Source organism: Streptomyces sp. NPDC102360 (genome assembly GCF_044766085.1).
Classification (GTDB): domain Bacteria; phylum Actinomycetota; class Actinomycetes; order Streptomycetales; family Streptomycetaceae; genus Streptomyces.
Window position 1 is genome coordinate 181,834 of sequence record NZ_JBIWLG010000012.1, and the last position, 20,593, is coordinate 202,426.

16 protein-coding genes are annotated in these 20,593 nt (G+C 70.9%); 7 read left to right on the forward strand and 9 right to left on the reverse strand.

What is annotated here, in order from left to right; all coding sequences use genetic code 11:
* Positions 1-43 precede the first annotated feature (43 nt).
* Entirely contained in the window at positions 44-931 is an 888-nt protein-coding gene (locus ACIRHA_RS35085) for a helix-turn-helix transcriptional regulator (protein ID WP_403854267.1), read from the forward strand.
* Here ACIRHA_RS35085 and ACIRHA_RS35090 read toward each other — a convergent pair.
* Both ACIRHA_RS35090 and ACIRHA_RS35095 read right to left on the reverse strand, forming a co-directional pair.
* The gene (locus tag ACIRHA_RS35090; RefSeq protein WP_403854269.1) at positions 926-2,395 is read right to left on the reverse strand and encodes an MFS transporter; all 1,470 of its coding nucleotides are present in this window, start codon (positions 2,393-2,395) and stop codon (positions 926-928) included. The genes ACIRHA_RS35085 and ACIRHA_RS35090 overlap by 6 nt on opposite strands.
* Before the next feature lie 113 nt (positions 2,396-2,508).
* Positions 2,509-3,933: an MFS transporter gene (locus tag ACIRHA_RS35095; RefSeq protein ID WP_403854271.1), complete on the reverse strand. Its 1,425-nt coding sequence runs from the start codon at positions 3,931-3,933 to the stop codon at positions 2,509-2,511.
* Positions 3,934-4,033: 100 nt separating this feature from the next.
* Here ACIRHA_RS35095 and ACIRHA_RS35100 point away from each other — a divergent pair, with 100 nt between their 5' ends.
* From ACIRHA_RS35100 to ACIRHA_RS35115, 4 genes are all read left to right on the forward strand, one after another.
* Complete coding sequence (locus ACIRHA_RS35100; RefSeq protein WP_403854273.1) at positions 4,034-4,891, forward strand: helix-turn-helix transcriptional regulator; 858 nt, start codon at positions 4,034-4,036, stop codon at positions 4,889-4,891.
* A gap of 63 nt (positions 4,892-4,954) precedes the next feature.
* Positions 4,955-6,082 (forward strand): tRNA dihydrouridine synthase DusB, encoded by a 1,128-nt coding sequence (gene dusB / locus ACIRHA_RS35105; RefSeq protein ID WP_403854275.1) that lies wholly within the window; start codon positions 4,955-4,957, stop codon positions 6,080-6,082.
* Positions 6,083-6,574: 492 nt separating this feature from the next.
* Entirely contained in the window at positions 6,575-9,292 is a 2,718-nt protein-coding gene (gene ppdK, locus ACIRHA_RS35110; RefSeq protein ID WP_403854277.1) for a pyruvate, phosphate dikinase, read from the forward strand.
* Between the two features lie 260 nt (positions 9,293-9,552).
* A complete protein-coding gene (locus ACIRHA_RS35115; RefSeq protein ID WP_403854279.1) occupies positions 9,553-10,488 on the forward strand; it encodes an oxidoreductase in 936 nt (311 codons plus the stop codon).
* Between the two features lie 93 nt (positions 10,489-10,581).
* On the opposite strand, the gene ACIRHA_RS35120 is transcribed toward ACIRHA_RS35115, so the two are convergent.
* From ACIRHA_RS35120 to ACIRHA_RS35135, 4 genes are all read right to left on the reverse strand, one after another.
* Positions 10,582-11,874, reverse strand: coding sequence for an LPXTG cell wall anchor domain-containing protein (locus ACIRHA_RS35120; RefSeq protein ID WP_403854281.1), 1,293 nt, complete (start codon positions 11,872-11,874; stop codon positions 10,582-10,584).
* A gap of 200 nt (positions 11,875-12,074) precedes the next feature.
* Positions 12,075-12,416 carry a nitrite reductase small subunit NirD gene (gene nirD, locus ACIRHA_RS35125; RefSeq protein WP_403854283.1) on the reverse strand — a complete coding sequence of 114 codons (342 nt, stop codon included), beginning with the start codon at positions 12,414-12,416 and terminating at the stop codon, positions 12,075-12,077.
* Entirely contained in the window at positions 12,413-14,953 is a 2,541-nt protein-coding gene (nirB, locus tag ACIRHA_RS35130; RefSeq protein ID WP_403854285.1) for a nitrite reductase large subunit NirB, read from the reverse strand. The genes nirD and nirB overlap by 4 nt, the downstream gene beginning before the upstream one ends.
* Before the next feature lies 1 nt (position 14,954).
* Entirely contained in the window at positions 14,955-16,220 is a 1,266-nt protein-coding gene (locus tag ACIRHA_RS35135; RefSeq protein WP_403854287.1) for an NAD(P)/FAD-dependent oxidoreductase, read from the reverse strand.
* A 378-nt stretch (positions 16,221-16,598) separates the two neighbouring features.
* Here ACIRHA_RS35135 and ACIRHA_RS35140 point away from each other — a divergent pair, with 378 nt between their 5' ends.
* Positions 16,599-18,044 carry a ferric reductase-like transmembrane domain-containing protein gene (locus ACIRHA_RS35140; protein ID WP_403854289.1) on the forward strand — a complete coding sequence of 482 codons (1,446 nt, stop codon included), beginning with the start codon at positions 16,599-16,601 and terminating at the stop codon, positions 18,042-18,044.
* A gap of 300 nt (positions 18,045-18,344) precedes the next feature.
* Complete coding sequence (locus ACIRHA_RS35145) at positions 18,345-19,127, forward strand: sulfite exporter TauE/SafE family protein (RefSeq protein ID WP_403854291.1); 783 nt, start codon at positions 18,345-18,347, stop codon at positions 19,125-19,127.
* Here ACIRHA_RS35145 and ACIRHA_RS35150 read toward each other — a convergent pair.
* Genes ACIRHA_RS35150 through ACIRHA_RS35160 form a run of 3 tightly spaced genes read right to left on the reverse strand, consistent with a single transcriptional unit; the run spans position 19,096 to position 20,377 of the window.
* A complete protein-coding gene (locus tag ACIRHA_RS35150) occupies positions 19,096-19,299 on the reverse strand; it encodes a DUF397 domain-containing protein (RefSeq protein ID WP_403854293.1) in 204 nt (67 codons plus the stop codon). The two genes, ACIRHA_RS35145 and ACIRHA_RS35150, sit on opposite strands and share 32 nt — an antisense overlap.
* Before the next feature lie 8 nt (positions 19,300-19,307).
* Positions 19,308-19,517, reverse strand: a complete 210-nt coding sequence (locus ACIRHA_RS35155; RefSeq protein WP_403854295.1) for a DUF397 domain-containing protein — start codon at positions 19,515-19,517, stop codon at positions 19,308-19,310.
* Between the two features lie 8 nt (positions 19,518-19,525).
* A complete protein-coding gene (locus ACIRHA_RS35160) occupies positions 19,526-20,377 on the reverse strand; it encodes a helix-turn-helix domain-containing protein (protein WP_403854297.1) in 852 nt (283 codons plus the stop codon).
* Positions 20,378-20,593 lie beyond the last annotated feature (216 nt).

The following is a 20,593-nucleotide window of genomic DNA, read 5'->3' on the forward strand; positions in this document are numbered from 1 at the left end:
AAACAGGGTGCGCGCCACTGCCCCCAGGGTGCAGCCTGGAGGCATGACCACCATGGCGCACGAGGTCCGGGATGTGCGGGGCGGGCAGCCCGGCGAGATCCGGCGGCACGAACTGGCCGGGTTCCTGCGCAGCCGCCGCGAGCGCATCACGCCCGAGGACGTGGGCCTGCCGCGCGGGCGGCGCCGCCGCACCCCGGGGCTGCGCCGCGAGGAGGTCGCGCAGCTCTCCGCGGTCGGGGTCACCTGGTACACGTGGCTGGAGCAGGCCCGCGACATCCAGGTCTCCGCGCAGGTCCTCGACGCGCTCGCCCGGACGCTGCGGCTCGACGCGAGCGAGCGGGCCCATCTGTTCGGCCTCGCGGGCGCCATCGACCCCACACCGGCGGCGAGCTGCGCCACGCTGACGCCCGAACTGCTGGACCTGATGGACCGGTTGGAGCCCGTCCCCGCCTGCGTACAGAACAGCCGCTACGACATCCTCGCCTACAACCGCACGTACGGGATGCTGTTCTGCGACCTCGACGCGATCCCGCCGGAGGACCGCAACTGGATTCTGCTCGCCTTCACGCACGAGGAGTGGCGCTCGGCGATCATGGGCCTCGACGGCGTGCTGCGGGTCCTGGCCGCCAAGTTCCGTTCCGGCATGGCGGAGCATCTCGCCGAGCCCGCCTGGAAACTGGTCCTCAAGCGGCTCCTCGAGGAGTCGGCCGAGTTCCGCGAGCTGTGGGAGCGGCACGAGGTGGTGCAGTCCGTGCCCAGCAAGGTGAAGCACTTCCACAACCCGTACGTGGGGCCGCTCTCCGTCGTCCACACCGACCTGTGGCTCGGCCGGGACTACGGCGCCCGCATGGTCACGTACACACCCGCGGACGCCGTGACCGGTGAACGCCTCGAAGCGCTCAGGGAGTTGGCGGCCGCCGCCCGATCATGAGCCCGTGGCCGCCTTCGTGACGGCCGCGTCCTCCGCGTCCTCGAGACGTTCCGCCGTCCGCCGCGCCGTCTCCCGCGCCCAGTGCCCGCTGGTCAGCGCGCCGAGTACCAGGACCGCGAGACCGCACCCGGCGATGATCCACCAGCAGGAGCGGCTGGCCCCGACGAAGGCCTTCGCGTACGAGGATTCCGCGACGCCCGACGCGAGCACCGCGCCGATCACCGCGACGCCGAGGGTCTGGCCGATCTGGCGGCTGGTGGAGGCGACCGCCGCCGCGACGCCCGCCTGGGCGCGCGGCATTCCGGAGACGGCCGTGTTGGTGATCGGGGCGTTCACGAAGCCGAAGCCGATGCCGAACAGGACGTAGCCGATGAAGAGGGTCGTGTTCGAGGTCTCCGCGTCGAACGCGGCGAAGAGCACACCGCTCGCCGTCATCATCACGCCAGCGACGAGGAGCGGGAGCCGCGGCCCCCGGTTGCCGACGAGACGGCCCGACAGGGGGGCGCAGAGCAGCGTCATCGCCGCCATCGGCAGCATCCACAGGCCCGCGTGCAGCGCGTCCAGGCCACGTACGTCCTGGAGGTACAGCGTCGACAGGAAGAGGAAGCCGCCGAGCGCCGCGAAGCCGCAGATCGCGATCACGGTGGCGCCGCTGAACGGCGCCGAGTGGAAGAACCGCAGGTCGATGAGGGGTTCCTCGCGGCGCGGCTCGTAGATCAGGATGCCGATGAGCGAGGCGAGGGCGACCGCCGCGAAGACGAGGATCCGCACGGACGTCCAGCCCGCGCTGGGCGCCTCGATGATCGCGTACGTGAGTGAGCCGAGCAGCGCGATGATCAGCAACTGGCCGACCGGGTCGGGGCGGCGGGCCTTCGGGGCGCGGGACTCGGGGACGTAGCGGATGGTGAGCAGCAGGGCCGCGAGGCCGACCGGCAGGTTGATCCAGAAGATCGACCGCCAGCCGACCGAGTCCACGAGCAGCCCGCCGACCAGCGGACCCGCCGCCATCGAGATGCCGACGACGCCGCCCCACACGCCGATGGCACGGGCCCGTTCGCGCGGGTCGGTGAAGGTGTTCGTGATGATCGACATCGCGACCGGGTTGAGCATCGAGCCGCCGACGGCCTGGAGCATCCGGAACGCGACCAGGGACTCCAGGTTCGGCGCCAGGGAGCAGGCCACGGACGCGGCCGTGAAGACGATGAGGCCGATCTTGAAGACCTTCTGCCGCCCGATCCGGTCGGCCGTCGAACCGGCCAGCATCAGCAGCGCGGCGAGGACCAGCGTGTAGGCGTCGATCGTCCACTGCATGCCCGAGAGCGTGGCGTCGAAGTCCTTCGCCATGGAGGGGAGGGCGACGTTCAGGACGGTGTTGTCGAGGCTGACGATCAGCAGGCTCATGCAGCAGATCGCCAGAACGAGCATCCGCCGGCGGTGGGTCAGGGTTTGTCGTGCATCGGGCATGTGTACGACGGTATCCGGATGTGCTGTGGAGCGAGCACGGGAAGTCCCCCGGCGGACGGTACCCCGCCCCGGACCCCCGATCTTTTGAGGCGGGCCCCGAGGTGGCAGTCGCGTCAGGCGAGGGCGCGTGGTAGGCGGAGGGTCAGGGCGGTGAGGGCGAGGAGGCCGACCGCCTGGACCGCGAGGACCACCGCAAGCGCCACCCGCATCCCGGCCCCCGGCACCAGCGCCAGGAACAGCGAACCCAGCGTGGCCACCCCCACCGCGAGGCACGCCTGCTGCACCGTCGCCGCGAGCCCACTGCCCGCCCCCGCCCGCGCCGCAGGCACCGCGCCGAGGACGATCCGGTAGTAGAGCGGGAGCTGGAGACCCGTGCCGAGGCCGGTCAGGACGAACCCCGGCGCGAGCATCAGCGGCGTGATCCGGTCCCACGGCACCCACAGCGCGGTGAGGGTGAACACGGCGAGCCCCGCGATGTGCGACACCGCGCTCAGTACCAGCGTCCGCGAGCCGAACCGCGCCGCGAGCCGGGGCGCGAGCGTCGACGCCGCGAACTGCGCCACGCCCATCGGGACCAGCGTCAGACCCGCCTCCAACGGGCCGTAGCGCAAGCCCTGTTGCAGGGTGACGGCGCTGACGAACATCCAGCTCGCGAACCCGATGAAGATCGGCAGACCGAGTACGAGACCGCGCCGCACCGCGGGCGCCGCCACCAGCGAGGGCGGCAGCAGCGGGCTCCCGCCGGAGCGCTCGGCCCGCCGCTCCACCGCCACGAACGCCAGGACCAGGAACGGCGCCGCGACCAGCGACACCACCGACCACACCGGCCAGCCCGTCGCCCGCCCCTCCGTCAGCGGCAGCAGCAGCGCGGTCAGTGACGCGGCGAGCAGCCCCGTGCCCGCGAGGTCGCCGCGCGCGGGCCGCTCGGCGCGGCTGTCCGGTACGGCGCGGGCGCCGAGCAGCAGGGCGAGGACGACGACCGGCACGTTCACGAGGAACACCGCGCGCCAGCCGGTGCCGAACACATCGGCGGCCACCAGGAGACCGCCCGCCACCTGCCCGAGCACGATGCCGACGCCGCTCACGGACCCGTACAGGGACACCGCACGCGTCCGCCGCGCCCCGGTCGTCGTGGCGTGGATGGTGGCGAGGACCTGCGGCAGCATCAGCGCGGACGCGGCGCCCTGCGCGACCCGGGCGCCGACCAGCGTCCACACACCCGGTGCGAGCCCGCAGGCCAGCGAGGTGAGCCCGAAGGCGGCGACCCCGGCGAGGAAGAGCCGCCTGCGCCCGAACGTGTCGCCGAGCCGGCCGCCGAGCACGAGCAGCACGGCGTACGCGACCGCGTAACCGGCGACGACCATCTCCAGGCCGGCGGGGGAGGCGTTCAGGTCGCGCTCGATGCTGGGCAGGGCGACGTTCACGATGAAGAAGTCGATCATCGGCAGGGCGGCGCCGAGGAGGACGGTGAGCAGGCCGACGTGGCCGAGCCGGGGGGTGTCCTGTGCCGGAGGCGCGGCGGTGGTGAGGGTCGTCATGGGTCGACCATCGCCGGGCGCCCAGCCTGGTACCAGAGTCTCCGCATCCTGTTACAGGCAGTACCTGGCAACCGGATGAGGGTGGGGGCAAGCTGGTGGCATGTCGACCCGCCCCGTCTCCGACGATCCGCGCCGCACCGAACTCGCCGCGTTCCTGCGCAGCCGCCGCGAGCGGATCCCGCCGGAGCGGGCCGGGCTGCCGCGCACCGCCCGCCGCCGCACCCCCGGCCTGCGCCGCGAGGAGGTCGCGCATCTCGCCGCGGTCGGGGTCACCTGGTACACGTGGCTGGAGCAGGGCCGCGCGATCAACGTCTCGCCCGGCGTTCTCGACGCGATCGCCCGCGCCCTCCAGATGGACCCGACCGAGCGCTCCCACGCCTTCGCGCTCGCGGGCACCACCGACCCGCACGCGGAGACCGTCTGCCCGGCCGTCACGCCGACGATGCTGCGCCTCATGGAGACCCTGGCGCCCTACCCGGCGGCCCTGCAGAACGCCCGCTACGACGTGCTCGCCTCCAACCGTCCCTATGCCGACGTCTTCGGCGACCCCGCCGAACTCGCCCCCGACGAGCGCAACTGCATGTGGCTGCTCGCCATGAGCGACCGGTGGCGCGAGCAGTTCCTCGACCGCGACGAGATGCTGCGCGACCTGGCCGCCAAGTACCGCACGTCGATGGCCGAGCATGTCGCCGAACCCGCCTGGAAGGCGCGGGTGGCCCGCCTCCTGGAGGTGTCGGCGGAGTTCCGCGCGATCTGGGAGCGGCACGAGGTCGCGCCGATGGTGCCGCACGTGAAGCGGTACCAGAACCCCGAGGTGGGACTGTTGCGCCTGGAGCACCGCAACCTGTGGCTCTCGCCGGAGAACAGCGCGTACCGCCTGGTCACGTACGTTCCCGCCGACGAGGAGGCCGTCGGGCGCCTGGAGGAACTGGCGGCTCCGCCGGCCGTGACGGGCTGAGCGGGGAGTGAGGGACAATGGATGCTTGCCCCCACCCCGTCGTCCGTCCCGGAGAGCCCTGAGATGTCCGCTCTGAACATTGGCCCCCACCACGTGCAGCCGCCGGTGGTCCTCGCCCCCATGGCAGGGATCACGAACGCGCCGTTCCGCACACTGTGCAGGGAGTTCAGCGGTGGCAAGGGCCTCTTCGTCAGCGAGATGATCACGACGCGGGCGCTGGTCGAGCGCAACGAGAAGACCATGCAGCTCATTCACTTCGACGAGAGTGAGAAGCCCAGGTCCATCCAGCTCTACGGGGTCGACCCGGCCACCGTCGGCAAGGCCGTCCGCATGATCGCGGAGGAGGACCTCGCCGACCACATCGACCTGAACTTCGGCTGCCCGGTCCCGAAGGTGACCCGCAAGGGCGGCGGCTCCGCGCTCCCGTACAAGCGGAACCTGTTGCGCGCGATCCTGAAGGAAGCCGTGTCGGGCGCCGGTGACCTGCCGGTCACGATGAAGATGCGCAAGGGCATCGACGACGACCACATCACGTTCCTCGACGCGGGCCGGATCGCCGTCGAGGAGGGCGTCACGGCGATCGCGCTGCACGGTCGTACGGCGGCGGAGCACTACGGCGGCACGGCGGACTGGGACGCGATCGCGCGCCTGAAGGAGCACGTCCCGGAGATCCCCGTGCTCGGCAACGGCGACATCTGGTCGGCGGACGACGCGCTGCGCATGGTCCGCGAGACCGGGGTCGACGGGGTCGTCGTGGGACGCGGCTGCCTCGGCCGGCCGTGGCTGTTCGCGGACCTGGTGGCGGCGTTCGAGGGCCGCGAGGAGCGGGTCCGGCCGACGCTGCGGGTCGTCTCCGACGCGATGGTGCGGCATGCCTCGCTGCTCGGTGAGTGGATCGGCGACGAGGCGCGCGGCGTCATCGACTTCCGTAAGCACGTGGCCTGGTACCTGAAGGGCTTCGCGGTCGGGGGTGAGCTGCGCAAGCGGCTCGCTACCACGTCGTCGCTGGAGGAACTCCGTTCCGGGCTCGACGAGTTGGACCTCGACCAGGGGTGGCCGGCGGGGGCCGACGGGCCGCGTGGGCGTACGTCGGGCAATGGGCGGGTGGTCCTGCCGGACGGGTGGCTGAAGGACCCGTACGACTGTGCGGGGCTCTCCGAGGATGCGGAACTGGACACGTCCGGGGGGTGACCCTTCGTTTCGTTGCGCGGCAGCGGGGTTGCGGTCGCGGGGCTCTGCCCCGGGCCCCGCTGCTCAATCGCCGCAGGGGCTTGATCTACAAGCCCCTGCGGCGTCCGCATGTTGGGACAGGGGCGTCCAGGAGCCCTCTTTCGCGGCGTGATTCTCGCCACCTCTGATCGGGGTTGCGCTCAAACGAGCAGTTGAAACCCGTCTGCACTTCTCCAAGTCGTGGCACTCAGTGCCACTGTTCGATCATTTATGATCTGAACGCACAAACGAGCAGAGCGCGCTCATGTGAGCGTTAAGCCGGGTCTACGGGAGTAGTGTCTTCAAATAATGAAGGCAAGGGTGGAGGGGGCGCCTACCGTCCAGCGCTTTCGATCTCCTGGCGGACGGGTGGTTACGCCCGTATGACAGCTGAGTGGACGTACCCACAGGCCTTGGATCTGGGTATGTTCCTCGCCGTCAGGGCAGCCACCGAGCCTCGAGGAGTCGAGACACGTGTCGGAGAACAAGGATCCTCAGGTAGCGAAGTTCGTTTACGACTTCACCGAGGGCAACAAGGACCTCAAGGACCTGCTGGGCGGCAAGGGTGCCAACCTCGCCGAGATGACCAACCTGGGGCTTCCGGTCCCGCCCGGCTTCACCGTCACCACCGAGGCCTGCAAGGTCTACCTCGACAGCGGCGAGGAGCCGGTGGCACTCCGTGACGAGGTCTCCCAGCACCTCGACGCGCTCGAGAAGAAGATGGGGAAGAAGCTCGGCCAGGCCGACAACCCCCTTCTGGTGTCGGTCCGTTCGGGCGCGAAGTTCTCCATGCCGGGCATGATGGACACCGTCCTCAACATCGGTCTCTCCGACAAGTCGGTGCAGGGCCTCGCCAAGCAGGCCGGCGACGACCGCTTCGCCTGGGACTCGTACCGCCGCCTCATCCAGATGTTCGGCAAGACCGTCCTGGACATCGACGGCGAGCTCTTCGAGGACGCTCTGGAGAAGGCCAAGGCCGCCAAGAAGGTCGCGGTCGACACCGACCTGGACGCCGCCGACCTCAAGAAGCTCGTCACGCGCTTCAAGAAGATCGTCAAGACCGAGGCCGGGCGCGACTTCCCGCAGGACCCGCGCGAGCAGATGGACCTCGCCATAAACGCGGTCTTCGAGTCGTGGAACACCGACCGGGCCAAGCTGTACCGCCGCCAGGAGCGCATCCCCGGCGACCTGGGCACGGCGGTCAACGTCTGTTCGATGGTCTTCGGCAACCTCGGCGCGGACTCCGGCACGGGCGTCGCGTTCACCCGCGACCCGGCCTCGGGCCACCAGGGCGTCTACGGCGACTACCTGCAGAACGCCCAGGGCGAGGACGTCGTCGCGGGCATCCGCAACACCGTGCCGCTCGCCGAGCTGGAGCAGATCGACAAGAAGTCGTACGACCAGCTCATGCAGATCATGGAGACCTTGGAGAACCACTACAAGGATCTCTGCGACATCGAGTTCACCATCGAGCGCGGCCAGTTGTGGATGCTCCAGACCCGCGTCGGCAAGCGCACCGCCGGTGCCGCCTTCCGGATCGCGACGCAGCTCGTCGACCAGGGCCTGATCGACGAGGCCGAGGCCCTCCAGCGGGTCAGCGGCGCGCAGCTCGCGCAGCTGATGTTCCCGCGCTTCGACGACGAGGCGAAGGTCGACCTGCTCGGCCGCGGCATCGCCGCCTCTCCGGGCGCGGCGGTCGGCAAGGCGGTCTTCGACTCGTACACCGCCATCAAGTGGTCGCGCTCCGGCGAGAAGGTCATCCTGATCCGCCGCGAGACCAACCCCGACGACCTCGACGGCATGATCGCCTGCGAGGGCATCCTGACGAGTCGCGGCGGCAAGACCTCGCACGCCGCCGTCGTCGCGCGCGGCATGGGCAAGACGTGCGTGTGTGGCGCCGAGGACCTCGAAGTCGACACCAAGCGCCGCCGGATGACCATCGGCGAGACCGTCGTCGAGGAGGGCGACGTCGTCTCCATCGACGGCTCCACCGGCAAGGTCTACCTCGGCGAGGTGCCCGTCGTGCCCTCCCCGGTCGTCGAGTACTTCGAAGGCCGGATGCACGCCGGCGCCGACGACGCCGACGAACTCGTGGGCGCCGTGCACCGGATCATGGCCTACGCGGACCGAGTACGCCGCCTGCGCGTACGGGCCAACGCCGACAACGCCGAGGACGCGCTGCGCGCCCGCCGCTTCGGCGCGCAGGGCATCGGCCTGTGCCGCACCGAGCACATGTTCCTCGGCGACCGGCGCGAGCTGGTCGAGAAGCTGATCCTCGCCGACACGGACGCCGAGCGCGAGGAGTCCCTGAAGCAGCTCCTGCCGCTCCAGAAGCAGGACTTCGTCGAGCTCTTCGAGGCGATGGACGGCCTCCCGGTCACCGTCCGCCTGCTCGACCCGCCGCTGCACGAGTTCCTCCCCGACATCACCGAGCTGTCGGTGCGCGTCGCGCTCGCCGAGTCCCGCAAGGACAACAACGAGAACGACCTGCGCCTGCTCCAGGCCGTGCACCGGCTGCACGAGCAGAACCCGATGCTGGGTCTGCGCGGTGTCCGTCTCGGCCTCGTCATCCCCGGCCTGTTCACCATGCAGGTCCGCGCCATCGCCGAGGCCGCGGCGGAGCGCAAGAACGCCAAGGGCGACCCGCGCGCCGAGATCATGATCCCGCTCGTCGGCACCGTCCAGGAGCTGGAGATCGTCCGCGAGGAGGCCGACCAGGTCATCGCGGAGGTCGAGGAGAGCCACGGCGTCAAGCTGAAGCTCGCCATCGGCACCATGATCGAGCTGCCCCGCGCCGCCCTCACGGCCGGGCAGATCGCCGAGGCGGCGCAGTTCTTCTCCTTCGGCACCAACGACCTCACGCAGACGGTCTGGGGCTTCAGCCGCGACGACGTGGAGGCGAGCTTCTTCACGGCGTACCTGGAGAAGGGCATCTTCGGGGTGTCGCCGTTCGAGACGATCGACAAGGACGGCGTCGGCTCGCTCGTGAAGTCCGCCGTCGAGGCGGGCCGTGCCACGCGGCCCGACCTCAAGCTCGGCGTCTGCGGCGAGCACGGCGGCGACCCGGAGTCGGTCCACTTCTTCCACGAGGTCGGGCTCGACTACGTCTCCTGCTCCCCGTTCCGTATCCCGGTCGCCCGCCTGGAGGCGGGCCGAGCGGCGTCCACTTCGGCGGGCAGCGACCACCGCTGACCGGCGGCCCGAGCCCCTTTGACGGGCTCTGAACTCCGGGGCCGCCGCGAGTCCCCGACCCTCACCGATTCGCGGCGGCCCCGGTATCCACGTAGTCACGTCCGCGCAGTCACGTCTGCGTATCCACGTCTACGTATCCAGGAAAGGGCGGCACCCCTGTGCGGGGGGTGCCGCCCTTTTCCACGGGTGCGTACCCTTCGGTAACTCCAACATCCCCCACATCCCCCACAGGCGACGTCCCCCCGAAGGAGAGCCGACCCATGAGCGGCTGGAGCGCGACCGACATCCCCGACCAGCAGGGCCGTACGGCGGTGGTCACCGGAGCCAATACCGGCATCGGCTACGTCACCGCACGCGAACTGGCCCGCGCGGGCGCCCACGTGGTGCTGGCCTGCCGCAGCGAGCCGCGCGGCACCGCGGCCCTGGACCGCCTCACGGCCGAAGTCCCCGGAGCGCGGGCCGAGTTCGCGCCGCTCGACCTCGGGGACCTCGCCTCCGTACGGGCCTTCGCCGAGGCCCGCCAGGACAGCCCGCTCGACCTCCTGGTCAACAACGCGGGCGTGATGGCCCTCCCGTACGGCCGCACCGCTGACGGCTTCGAGACCCAGTTCGGCGTGAACCACCTGGGGCACTTCGCGCTCACCGGGCTGCTGCTGCCGGCCCTGCTCGCGGCGCCCGCGCCCCGCGTCGTCTCCGTCTCCAGCGGGCTGCACGCCCTGGCCAACATCGACATCGCCGACCTCAACAGCGAGCGGAAGTACGGGCGTTGGGTCGCCTACGGGCGGTCCAAGACGGCCAACCTGCTGTTCGTGCACGAGCTGGCGCGGCGGGTACGAGCGGCGGACGCGGACCTGGTGGCGGCCGCCGCGCACCCCGGTTACGCGGCCACGGAGTTGCAGGCGCGCAGCGCCCAGATGGAGGGCCGCAAGGGCATGGAGCGGTTCTACGAGGTCGGCAACCGGTTCTTCGGGCAGCCCGCAGCAGTCGGGGCACTGCCGACGCTGCGCGCGGCCACGGCCACGGATGTGCGCCCCGACGACTTCTACGGCCCGCGCGTGGCGATGTGGCGCGGTGCCCCCGTCAAGTCCTGGCGGGCGTCGTGGACGGTCGACGACGCGGCGGGGGAGCGGCTGTGGGCCGCGTCGGAGCAGCTGACCGGTGTGGACTTCAAGGCGCTCGACCGGCTCGACCGCTGAGGACGGCCGGCCGACAGGGTCGATGAAGACGGCGGACCGGCGCCCCCTCCAGCAGGGGCGCGGGTCCGCCGTCGGTCATCGGTGGTGCAGGCCTCAGCTGTTGGCGTCGGCCTTGCGGCGGCGCACCACGTACACCGCGCCGGCGCCGAGCAGCACGGCGGCGCCGCCCGCGAGGCCGATCGTCGGCAGGGCGGAGGAGGAGCCGGTGGTGGCGAGGGAGCCGTCCGTGTCGGCGGAGCCGTTGCCCGAGCCGGAGTTCGCCACGGGGGAGGCGCTGCCCTGCGGCTTGGGCTTGTTGCCCTCACCGGCGGGGGTGTCGGAGTTGCCGGCGCCGACCGGGTTGATCGTGAACTCGTACACGGCGAGGTCGCTCGTGCCGCAGCTCTCGTCCTGGTTGAAGTACTCGCCCACGGCGAGGCTGGCGCCGTAGCCGGCCGGCGTGGAGCGGTCGATCGTCAGGCGCAGCGGCAGGTCGACGTGCGCACCGGCCTTCACGTTGGTGAACTCGCCCGCGTAGCTCTCCTGGTCGACGGTCTTCCAGGCGCCGTCCTGCTTGGACTTGAGGTGCAGCTTGCTGGAGATGTCCTTCTCGCCGCTCTTGTCGACCGCGCCCACGGCCACGAAGGGCAGCACCTCGTCGAGGGTCTTCTTCGTGGTGTTGGTCAGGCGCAGCTTGAAGTCGACCGAGGAGCCGGCGGCGATCTTGGAGGGCAGTCCGGAGAGGCTCGCCTTGAGGTCGGTGCCGTCCGTGCAGCCGGGGTCCGCGGGGTCGACCGGGCCGGGCTCCTCGTCCTTCGCGTCGGCGAGGGCCTTCTTGGCGGTCTTCAGCGCGGTGCGGGCGGCCTCGATGTCATTGTCGGCCTGGGAGATCTTCTTCGTGATGCCGATCCGGAGGTTGTTGTAGGCCTCGGTGGCCTTGGTGAGCTTGGCGTCGGCGTCCGTCTTGGTGGCGTCGGCGTCCGTCGCGGCGGTGGTGGCCTGGTCCAGCGCCTTCTGGGCCGCGTCCTTCTCCTCGGCGGTGGCGGCTTCGTCGGCCTTGAGCGCGTCCAGCTTCGCCTGCGCCGTCTTGACGGCCTCGTCCGCGGTGGTCTTCACCGTCGCGGCCTCGTCGGCCGCCTTCTGCGCGCTGTCGAGGGCGGCCTTGACCGGATTCGTCGGAAGCTCGGTGTCCTTGAGCTCCTGGATCAGCTCGTCCTTGGCGGCCAGCGCCGCCTTGTACGCCTTCTTCGCCTCCTTCACGGCCTGCTTCAACTCGGCTATGGAGGACTGCTCCTGGCTCTGCACGGTGGAGCTGGTCCCGGCGTACGCCGGAGAGACGGACAGCAGCGCCACCGGAGCGGTCACGGCGGCGACTGCGGCTGTCGCGAGAATCTGACGGATCTGCACGGGACGCCCTCTGTTCGGATCGGAGTAAGGCGCGTGTAAGCGCTGAGGCCGAGATCCTAAGGCGGTTCGAGGGCGCCCGTGCGGGGCTTTCTGTCCGGGTGTGAGCGGTGTTCTGCGCTTACTGGGGATGAAATACGGACGGATTGTGAAAGTTGCTCTCTATCCCTGTGTTTTCTCTGTGACTGATGTCACTGCCAGTCTCAACGCGCCGCGTACGTCCTGACGGCGACCCCGTCGTCGTCCAGGCACCGCCCGGTCTCCAGGTCGAACCGCTGCTTCAGCAGGGGCGAGGCGACGAACGGCCGCCCCTCCGCCGAGCCCAGCAGCCCGCGCGAGAGCACGGACGCCCCGGTGAACGGGTCGGTGTTGTCGATCGCGTAGACGTGGCCCGTGCGGTCCATGAAGACCGCGGCCTGTCGGCCGTCGGGGAGCAGGACGGCGACCCCGCGCCCCGAGCTCAGGCGGGACGGTTCGCACACGGCCACCAGCTCGCCGTCCACGTCGAGTTGTACGAGGGTGGTCAGTTCAGGGGCGATGGTCATCGGACAGCCAGTCCTTCCATGGAGGCCAGGGGAATCAGCGGCAGCTCGGGCTTGATCTGGTCGCGCTCGGGCATGAAGCGGACCGTCGGGTCCGGGGTGTCGGGGGCGTTCACGAAGGAGACGAAGCGGGACAGGCGCTCGGGGTCGTTGATGGTCTCCGACCACTCGTCGCGGTAGTGCGCGACGTGCTCGCGCATCAGCGCCTCCAGCTCGTCGCAGATGCCGAGCGAGTCGTGCACGACGACGTCCCGTACGTGGTCGAGGCCACCGTCGATCCGGTCCAGCCAGACCGAGGTGCGCTCCAGGCGGTCGGCGGTGCGGATGTAGAACATCAGGAACCGGTCGATCAGGCGGACCAGCTCCGCGTCGCTCAAGTCCTGGGCCAGCAGGTCGGCGTGACGAGGTGTCATGCCACCGTTGCCGCCCACGTACAGGTTCCAGCCGTTGGCGGTGGCGATGACGCCGAAGTCCTTCGACTGGGCCTCCGCGCACTCCCGGGCGCACCCGGAGACCGCCGACTTCAGCTTGTGCGGCGAGCGCAGGCCCCGGTAGCGCAGTTCCAGGTCGATGGCCATCTTGACCGAGTCCTGCACCCCGTAGCGGCACCAGGTCTGCCCGACGCACGACTTCACGGTGCGCAAAGACTTGCCGTACGCGTGCCCGGACTCGAAGCCGGCGTCGACCAACCGGGCCCAGATCATGGGCAGTTGGTCGACCCGCGCGCCGAAGAGGTCGATGCGCTGGCCACCTGTGATCTTCGTGTAGAGGCCGAAGTCGCGCGCCACCTCGCCGATCACGATGAGCTTCTCGGGCGTGATCTCGCCGCCGGGGATCCGGGGCACGACCGAGTACGAGCCGTTCTTCTGGAGGTTGGCGAGGAAGTGGTCGTTGGTGTCCTGGAGCGCCGCCTGCTCGCCTTCCAGGACGTAGCCGTCCGCGCCGATCGACGGGGCGAGCGAGGCGATGATCGAGCCGACGGTCGGCTTGCAGATCTCGCAGCCCTCGCCGCCGCGCGCGCCCTCCCGGCCGTGCTCGTCGAGGAGTTGCGCGTACGTCGTGATCCGCTTGACGCGCACGATCTCGTACAGCTCCGAGCGCGTGTGCTTGAAGCAGCCGCACAGCCCGTCGTCACCGGACTTCGGCAGGAGCTGGCCGATGAGCTTGACGCAACTCCCGCAGCCCGTACCGGCCTTGGTGCACTTCTTCACCTCGGGCAGCGAGGTGTGCTCGCAGATCGCGCCCTTGGTCACGTTGTGGCAGGAGCAGATGACGGCGTCGTCGGGCAGCGCCTCCGGGCCGAGCTGGGCGGGCGCGCCGGCACCGGCCGGGAGGACCAGCTGCTCGGGAGCGATCGGCGGTACGGTCCCGGTGAGCGCGCGCAGCGTCCCGTAGGCCTCCGCGTCGCCGACGAGGATGCCTCCGAGGATCTCGCCCTCGCCGCCGATCACGAGCTTCTTGTACGTGCCCGAGCGCGAGTCCGAGTAGACGACGTCGAGGCAGCCGTCGGTGGCGCCGTGCGCGTCGCCGAACGAGGCGACGTCGACGCCGAGCAGCTTCAGCTTGGTGGAGAGGTCGGCGCCGGTGAAGGACGCGTCCTGTTCGGCGATGGTGTCGGCGACCGTGAGCGCCATCTCGTAGCCGGGGGCCACCAGTCCGTACACCCGCCCGTCCGAGGCCTGCGCGCACTCGCCGATCGCGAAGACGTCCGGGTCGCTGGTGCGGCACCGCTCGTCGACGGTGATGCCGCCGCGCTCGCCGACCGTGAGGCCCATGTCGCGGGCGAGCTGGTCGCGGGGGCGGACGCCGGCGGAGAAGACGACGAGGTCGGTGGCGAGTTCGCTGCCGTCCGACAGCTTCATGCCGCGCACGGCGTCCTCGGCGTCCGTGACGACCTCCTGGGTGCCGACGCCGGTGTGCACGTCGAGTCCCATGTCGGAGATGGTCCGCAGCAGGGCCGCGCCGCCGCCCTCGTCGACCTGCACCGGCATCAGCCGCGGCGCGAACTCGACGATGTGCGTGGCGAGTCCGAGACCCTGCAGCGCGCCCGCGGCCTCAAGGCCGAGGAGCCCGCCGCCGACGACGGCGCCGACTGTCGCGTTGTTCTTGGCGTACTCCTCGATCGCGTACAGGTCCTCGATCGTCCGGTACACGAAGCAGCCGGTCGCGTCCTTGCCGGGCACCGGCGGGACGAAGGGGTACGAGCCGGTGGCCAGCACCAGCGTGTCGTAGGGGACCTTGAGCCCGGAGCGGGCGTGCACGACACGGGACTCGCGGTCGACGACCACGGCGGGATCGCCGACGTACAGCTCGATGCCGTGCTTCTCGATGAACTCCGGGTCCGTCATGGAGAGTTCCTCGGGTGTGGTGCCCGAGAAGTACGAGGTGAGGTGCACGCGGTCGTAGGCGGGACGCGGCTCCTCGCACAGGACGACCACTCGGTGCGTCCCGGTGAGCCCGCGCTCGGCGGCGGCTTCGAGGAAACGCTGCCCGACCATGCCGTGGCCGACGAGTACGAGGGTGGGCATTGAGGTCGCCATGTCAGAGGCCTCCGTCGTGGGTGAGCAGGTGCAGCAGAGGCGCGCCGACAGCGTCGTCGGCGGGCAGTGATTCGTTGGACTCCCAGGCGTGTGCGAGCGCGCCGACCGTGGCCAGTTCCCCGACGAGCACCCCGCCGACAAGACGGTCGCCGCGCACGACGACCTTCCGGTACGTGCCGCGGGTGGCGTCGGCGAGCTGTACGACGTCGTCGCCGGGCAGTGCCTCCGTCTCGCCGAACGCGGCGAGGTCCAGCGGTCCCGCCTCGTGCGGCAGGGTGAGCCGGGTCAGGGTGCGGGTGCCGGTGTACGCGGCGTCCTCGCTGCCGGTGAGGACGTCGGCGAGCGCGTCGGCCTGCTCCAGGGCGGGCGTCGCGAGACCGTAGACGGTGCCGGCGTGCTGGGCGCAGTCGCCGACCGCGCGGATGTGCGGGTCGCTGGTGCGCAGCGCGTCGTCGACGACGATCCCCTTGCGGACGTCGAGCCCGGCGGCCTGCGCGAGACCGGTGCGCGGCCGGACCCCGCAGGCGAGGACGGTGACGTCGGTGCCGAGCACGTACCCGTCGTGCAGCTCGACGCGGCGTACGTGTCCGTCGACGACGCCGACGCCGCGCACCCGGCACTCGGTGTGGATCTCCACGCCGAGCGCGGTGAGGTGGCGGCGGACGAGTTCGGAGGAGCGCGGGTCGAGCTGGCGCTCCATGAGGCGCTCGGACTGCTGGGTGAGGACGACCTGCGCGCCGCGCCGGGCGAGCGCGCGGGCCGCCGAGACACCGAGGAGGCCGCCGCCGATGACGACGGCGCGGGTGCCATCGGTGACGGCCTCGGTCAGCGCCAGGCAGTCGTCCATCGTGCGGAACGCGTGGACGCCGCCCGGCAGTTCGGTGGCGTCCGGCGCGAACAGTCCGCGCAGCGGAGGCAGTACGGGGTTCGAGCCGGTGGCGAGGACGAGGGTGTCGTATCCGACCTCGTCCCCGTTCTCGCACTGCACGAGCCGCCGCTCGCGGTCGATCCGGACGGCGCGGGTGCGCAGGTGCGGTCCTGTGGCGCGGGGCAGCTCGATGACCTCGGGGGCGTACGTCCCGGCCAGCACCTCGGCGAGCAGCACGCGGTTGTACGGGGCGTGCGTCTCCTCGCCGATCAGCGTGGCCCGCTCGCCCAGGCGGTGGGCGATACGGGTGCCGGCGAGGCCGGTGCCGATGACGACGACGCGGCCGGGGCCGGGGCCCTGGCCGGTCGTGGCGTCGTCGTGCTCGTACGGTGCGGTCATGCTTCGCAGACTGCGGGGCGGGTGTTTCCCGGTGGCGTCCCGATGGTTTCCCGTGAGGAACGGTGGGCTCAGCGTGCGCGGTGAGCCGGTGTGAGGGGCGGGTGGGCGTCCGGTGAAGCCCGGGCCCTCCGGGCGTGTGACGGTAACGGGTGGGCGGGCGGGGGACGGTGTCGGGTGGCGTCCTCGGCGGCGACGGCATCGGGGCCGGGGCCGTCGCGGCCTCCGCGGGGAGTTTCGGCCCGGCCGACGCCTGGGTGAGGGCGGGCCCGACGGCTGGCGCTTAATCCGTGTTCAGGTTGTCCTCAAGGGAGCCTTAAGGATCGGCGAGAGGCCCCTGACCAGCCGAAATCCAGCCTCGCTTGAGCCTAGTGTGCGGGCGTGACGATCCAGGCCGCCGATTCCGAACTTCCCCGCCACCCCGCACTGTCGGCCTACCGCAGACAGACCGAGCCGCGCCGCAAGGCGCCACCGATCCCTCCGCGCCCCCGCAGGGCACCCCGCGTACGGCCCGCCGCGCCCGCCCGGCTCACCCCGTACCAGCTGCGGACCGGGATCCGTGCGGGCGCGCTGCTCGTGACCGCGCTGTGGATGGCGCAGATCCGCCCGTCGGCCCGGATCGACGCGCTGTTCACGACCGGCGCCCACCTCACCGGCCTGCTCGCCGGGTACGGGATCCTGGTCATGCTCTTCTTCATGGCGCGGGTGCCCGCCGTCGAGCACGGCATCGGCGCCGACCGGCTCGCGCGCCACCACGCGCGGGGCGGCCGCCACGTCCTCACCCTGTGCGCCGCCCACGTCCTGCTCGCCCTGTGCGGTTACGCGGCGCACACCGGAACCGACCTGTTCGGCACCGTCGCCGAGCTGCTCGGCTACCCGGCGCTCGCCGCCGCGGCGGCCGGCACCGCGCTGTTCGCCGCGGTCGGCGTGAGCAGCGCCCGCGCGGTCCGCCGCCGCGTCGGGCACGGCACGTGGCGGGGGCTGCACCTGCTGACGTACGTCGCCGCGGCGCTGGCCTTCGCGCACCAGCTCGCGGGCCCCGACATCGCGTCCGGTCCGCTCGGTCTCGGGCTGTGGTCACTGCTGCACGCCACCGTCGCCGTACTGCTGGTCTGGTACCGGCTGGTCGTGCCGGTGCGGCAGGCGCTGCGGCACCGGCTGCGGATCGTCGACGTACGGCAGGAGGGCCCCGGCGTCGCCTCGGTCCTGATGCGCGGCACCGACCTGGGGCGGCTGCGCGCGGAACCGGGCCAGTTCTTCCGCTGGCGGTTCCTGACGCGGCGGCTGTGGCACACGGCGCTCCCCTTCTCCCTGTCGGCGCCGGTCGACGGGGACCACGTCCGGATCACAGTGAAGGCGGTCGGCGACCACACGCGCAGGGTGCGGAGGCTGCGTCCTGGGGTACGGGTGGTCGCGACCGGCCCGTTCGGCGCGCTCACGGCGCACCGCCGTACGCGGCGGAAGGTGCTGCTGCTGGCCGGGGGAGTGGGCATCACACCCCTGCGGGCCCTGTTCGAGACGCTGCCCGGCGACCCGGGGGACATCACGCTCCTCTACCGCGCGAGCAGCACCGAACACCTGGTGCTCCGCGACGAGTTGGAGTCCATCGCGCGGAGTCGGGGCGCGTCCCTGCACTACCTCCTCGGCTCCTCCGGCACGTCCTTCGATCCGCTCGCCCCGCAGTCGCTGCGCGCCCTGGTGCCCGAACTCGCCGCCCACGACGTGTACTTGTGCGGACCGCCCGGGATGACGGAGACGGCGACGGCTGCGTTGGTGAGGGCGGGCGTCCCCGAGACCCGCATCCACGCGGAGTCCTTCACGTACTGACCGTGCCCCGCACCTTTCTGATTTCGGATTTCGGAGAAGAGAAGACACCCCTCATGGGCCGCCACACCAGACCCACCCGCACCGCACACGCCCCCACGATCCAGGCCCGCCGCAGGGCCATGGCCGGGCTCGCCTCGGCCAGCGCCCTGGTCGCTACGTGCCTCGCGCTGACGGTCGCCCCGGCGGCGCCCCCGGCTCCGGACCGGTCCGTCCCACATACCGGTACGGAACCCTCAGATCAACCTCAGCCTTCCAGGGGGCCGTGGGCCGTGCAGGCGGCGGATCCGTAGAGTCCCGATCATGCCTGACATATCCCTGACCACCGTCGTCGTGCTGTGTATCGCCGCGCTCGCGGCGGGCTGGGTCGACGCGGTGGTGGGCGGCGGCGGACTGCTCCTGCTCCCGGCCCTCCTCCTCGGTCTACCGAACTCCGCAGCGGCGGGCCACGCCCTCGGCACGAACAAGGCGGTCGCCATCGTCGGCACGACCGGCGCGGCCGTCACGTACGCCCGCAAGGCCCCCGTCGACGTACGCCTCGCGGTGCGCATCGGCACGGCCGCCCTCATCGGGTCGACCGGCGGGGCGCTGCTCGCGACGGGCATGAGCACGGAGGTCCTCAAACCGGTCGTGATGGTGGTGCTGGTGGCGGTGGGCGCGTTCGTGATCTTCCGCCCGTCGTTCGGCACGGCGCCGACCGCCGTCCCGGCCTCGCCCCGCCGGATCTGGGCGGCGATCGGCTTCGCCGGCCTCGGTATCGGCTTCTACGACGGCCTGATCGGCCCGGGCACCGGCACGTTCCTCGTCCTCGCCCTGACCGCGATCCTCCACCTGGACCTGGTGACGGCCTCCGCCACGGCGAAGATCGTCAACTGTTGCACCAACGCCGGGGCATTGGCGATGTTCGCCTGGAAGGGTCAGGTGTACTGGCAACTCGCGGGTCTGATGGCGGTGTTCAACCTGGCGGGCGGCATGGTGGGCGCGCATACGGCCCTCAAGCGGGGAGCGGGATTCGTACGGGTGGTGCTGCTGACGGTGGTGTGCGCGCTGGTGGTCAAGATGGCGTACGAGCAGTGGGTGGCGTGAGCGCGGCCACGAACGCGGTGAACGCGGGGGCGGGGAAGGTGAGCGCGCCGCGGGTGGGGGCCTTGGAGTCGCGTATCGCTACGCGGGGGTGGAGGTCGGCGATCTCCACGCAGTTGTTGCCGTCGCCGCCGCCGGAGTAGGACGACTTCCGCCAGTTGTCGGGAACAGTCACGGTGTGCCTCACAGGTCTTTGGGCACGGCGCGGTCGCGGCTCTTGAGGGCGTCGACGAAGGTGGCGAAGGCGCCCGTGGGGAAGGTGAGGGCGCCTCGGGCCGGATCTTTGGAATCGCGGATGGAGATGTGGGTGGGGGCGTCCGCGATTTCCACGCAGGCGTTCCCGTCGCCGCTTCCTGAATAGGAGGACTTCCGCCAGGTATTGGGGGTGTTCACGGGATGCCTCACAGTTCCTTGGCCAGGCGGTGGATCAAGTCGCGCGACCGCTCATGGGTGAGTGATACCGCCTCCACTCTACGGAAGAGTGTTCGGAAGACGCCCAGTTGCGCTTCGCAATCCACGAAGATTGCGCCATGGGGGCCATCGCGCACCACTGTGTCCAGCTTCGGGACGGGGCCTCCCGCGTAGACCATGTCGGCTGTGATGTCGGCGAATTCGTCCAGATCGAAGGGGATGACTCGTACGGTGACGTGGTCTTCTGCGGAGAGCTCCAGGATCTGTGCGAGTTGGGCCCGCGAGGTGGCGCGACCACCGACCCGGATCCGCAGAGCTGCCTCGTGGACGAGGACTTCGTAGGGGGTGGCGTGCACGGCTTCGATGACGGTGCGCCTCTGCATTCGATGCCGCACACGCAACTCGACGTCCGCCTCGGGAAGTTCTGGGACCCGGCGTGCGAAGAGCGCCCGTGAGTAAGCCTCTGTCTGGAGGAGGCCGGGGACGTGCAGGAAGTCGACGTCCCACCGGTAGGCGGCGTGGTGTTCCAGCTCAGACAGGTCAAGGAAGGCTGTGGGTAGCAGGCCCCGGTACTCCTCCCACCAGCCGCGCGTCCGGTCGGTGGCCATGGCGGCGAGCGCGTCGACGAACTTGCCGTCCGTGCAGGAGTAGTGCGCCGCGAGGCTCCTCAGGCGCTGGTCGCTCACGCCTGAGGTGCCTGCCTCGATCTGGCTGATCTGAACGGAGTTCACGCCGAGCAGGGCCGCGGCCTCCCGTGCGCTGAGGTCCGCGGCGTCGCGGAGACGGCGCAATTCGACCGCGAGTCGCAACTGCCGTGCTGTCGGTTCGCGCTTGGTACCCATCGCCGCTCCTCGATCCAACTCGCCCGTCAGGGCAACCCGTTCAGGGGGACATTACGTGACTGGCTTGCGGGACCTTAAATCTAAGCTCTACCGTCAGTGACGCAACGTACACGCTGTGAATCGCAGCGGAGTCGGAAGCGCACCGCTCTGACCTGCCATGGCGGACGCGGCATGCCACCGCCCGCCGTACACCAACCCGCCCCATCTCAACGGAGT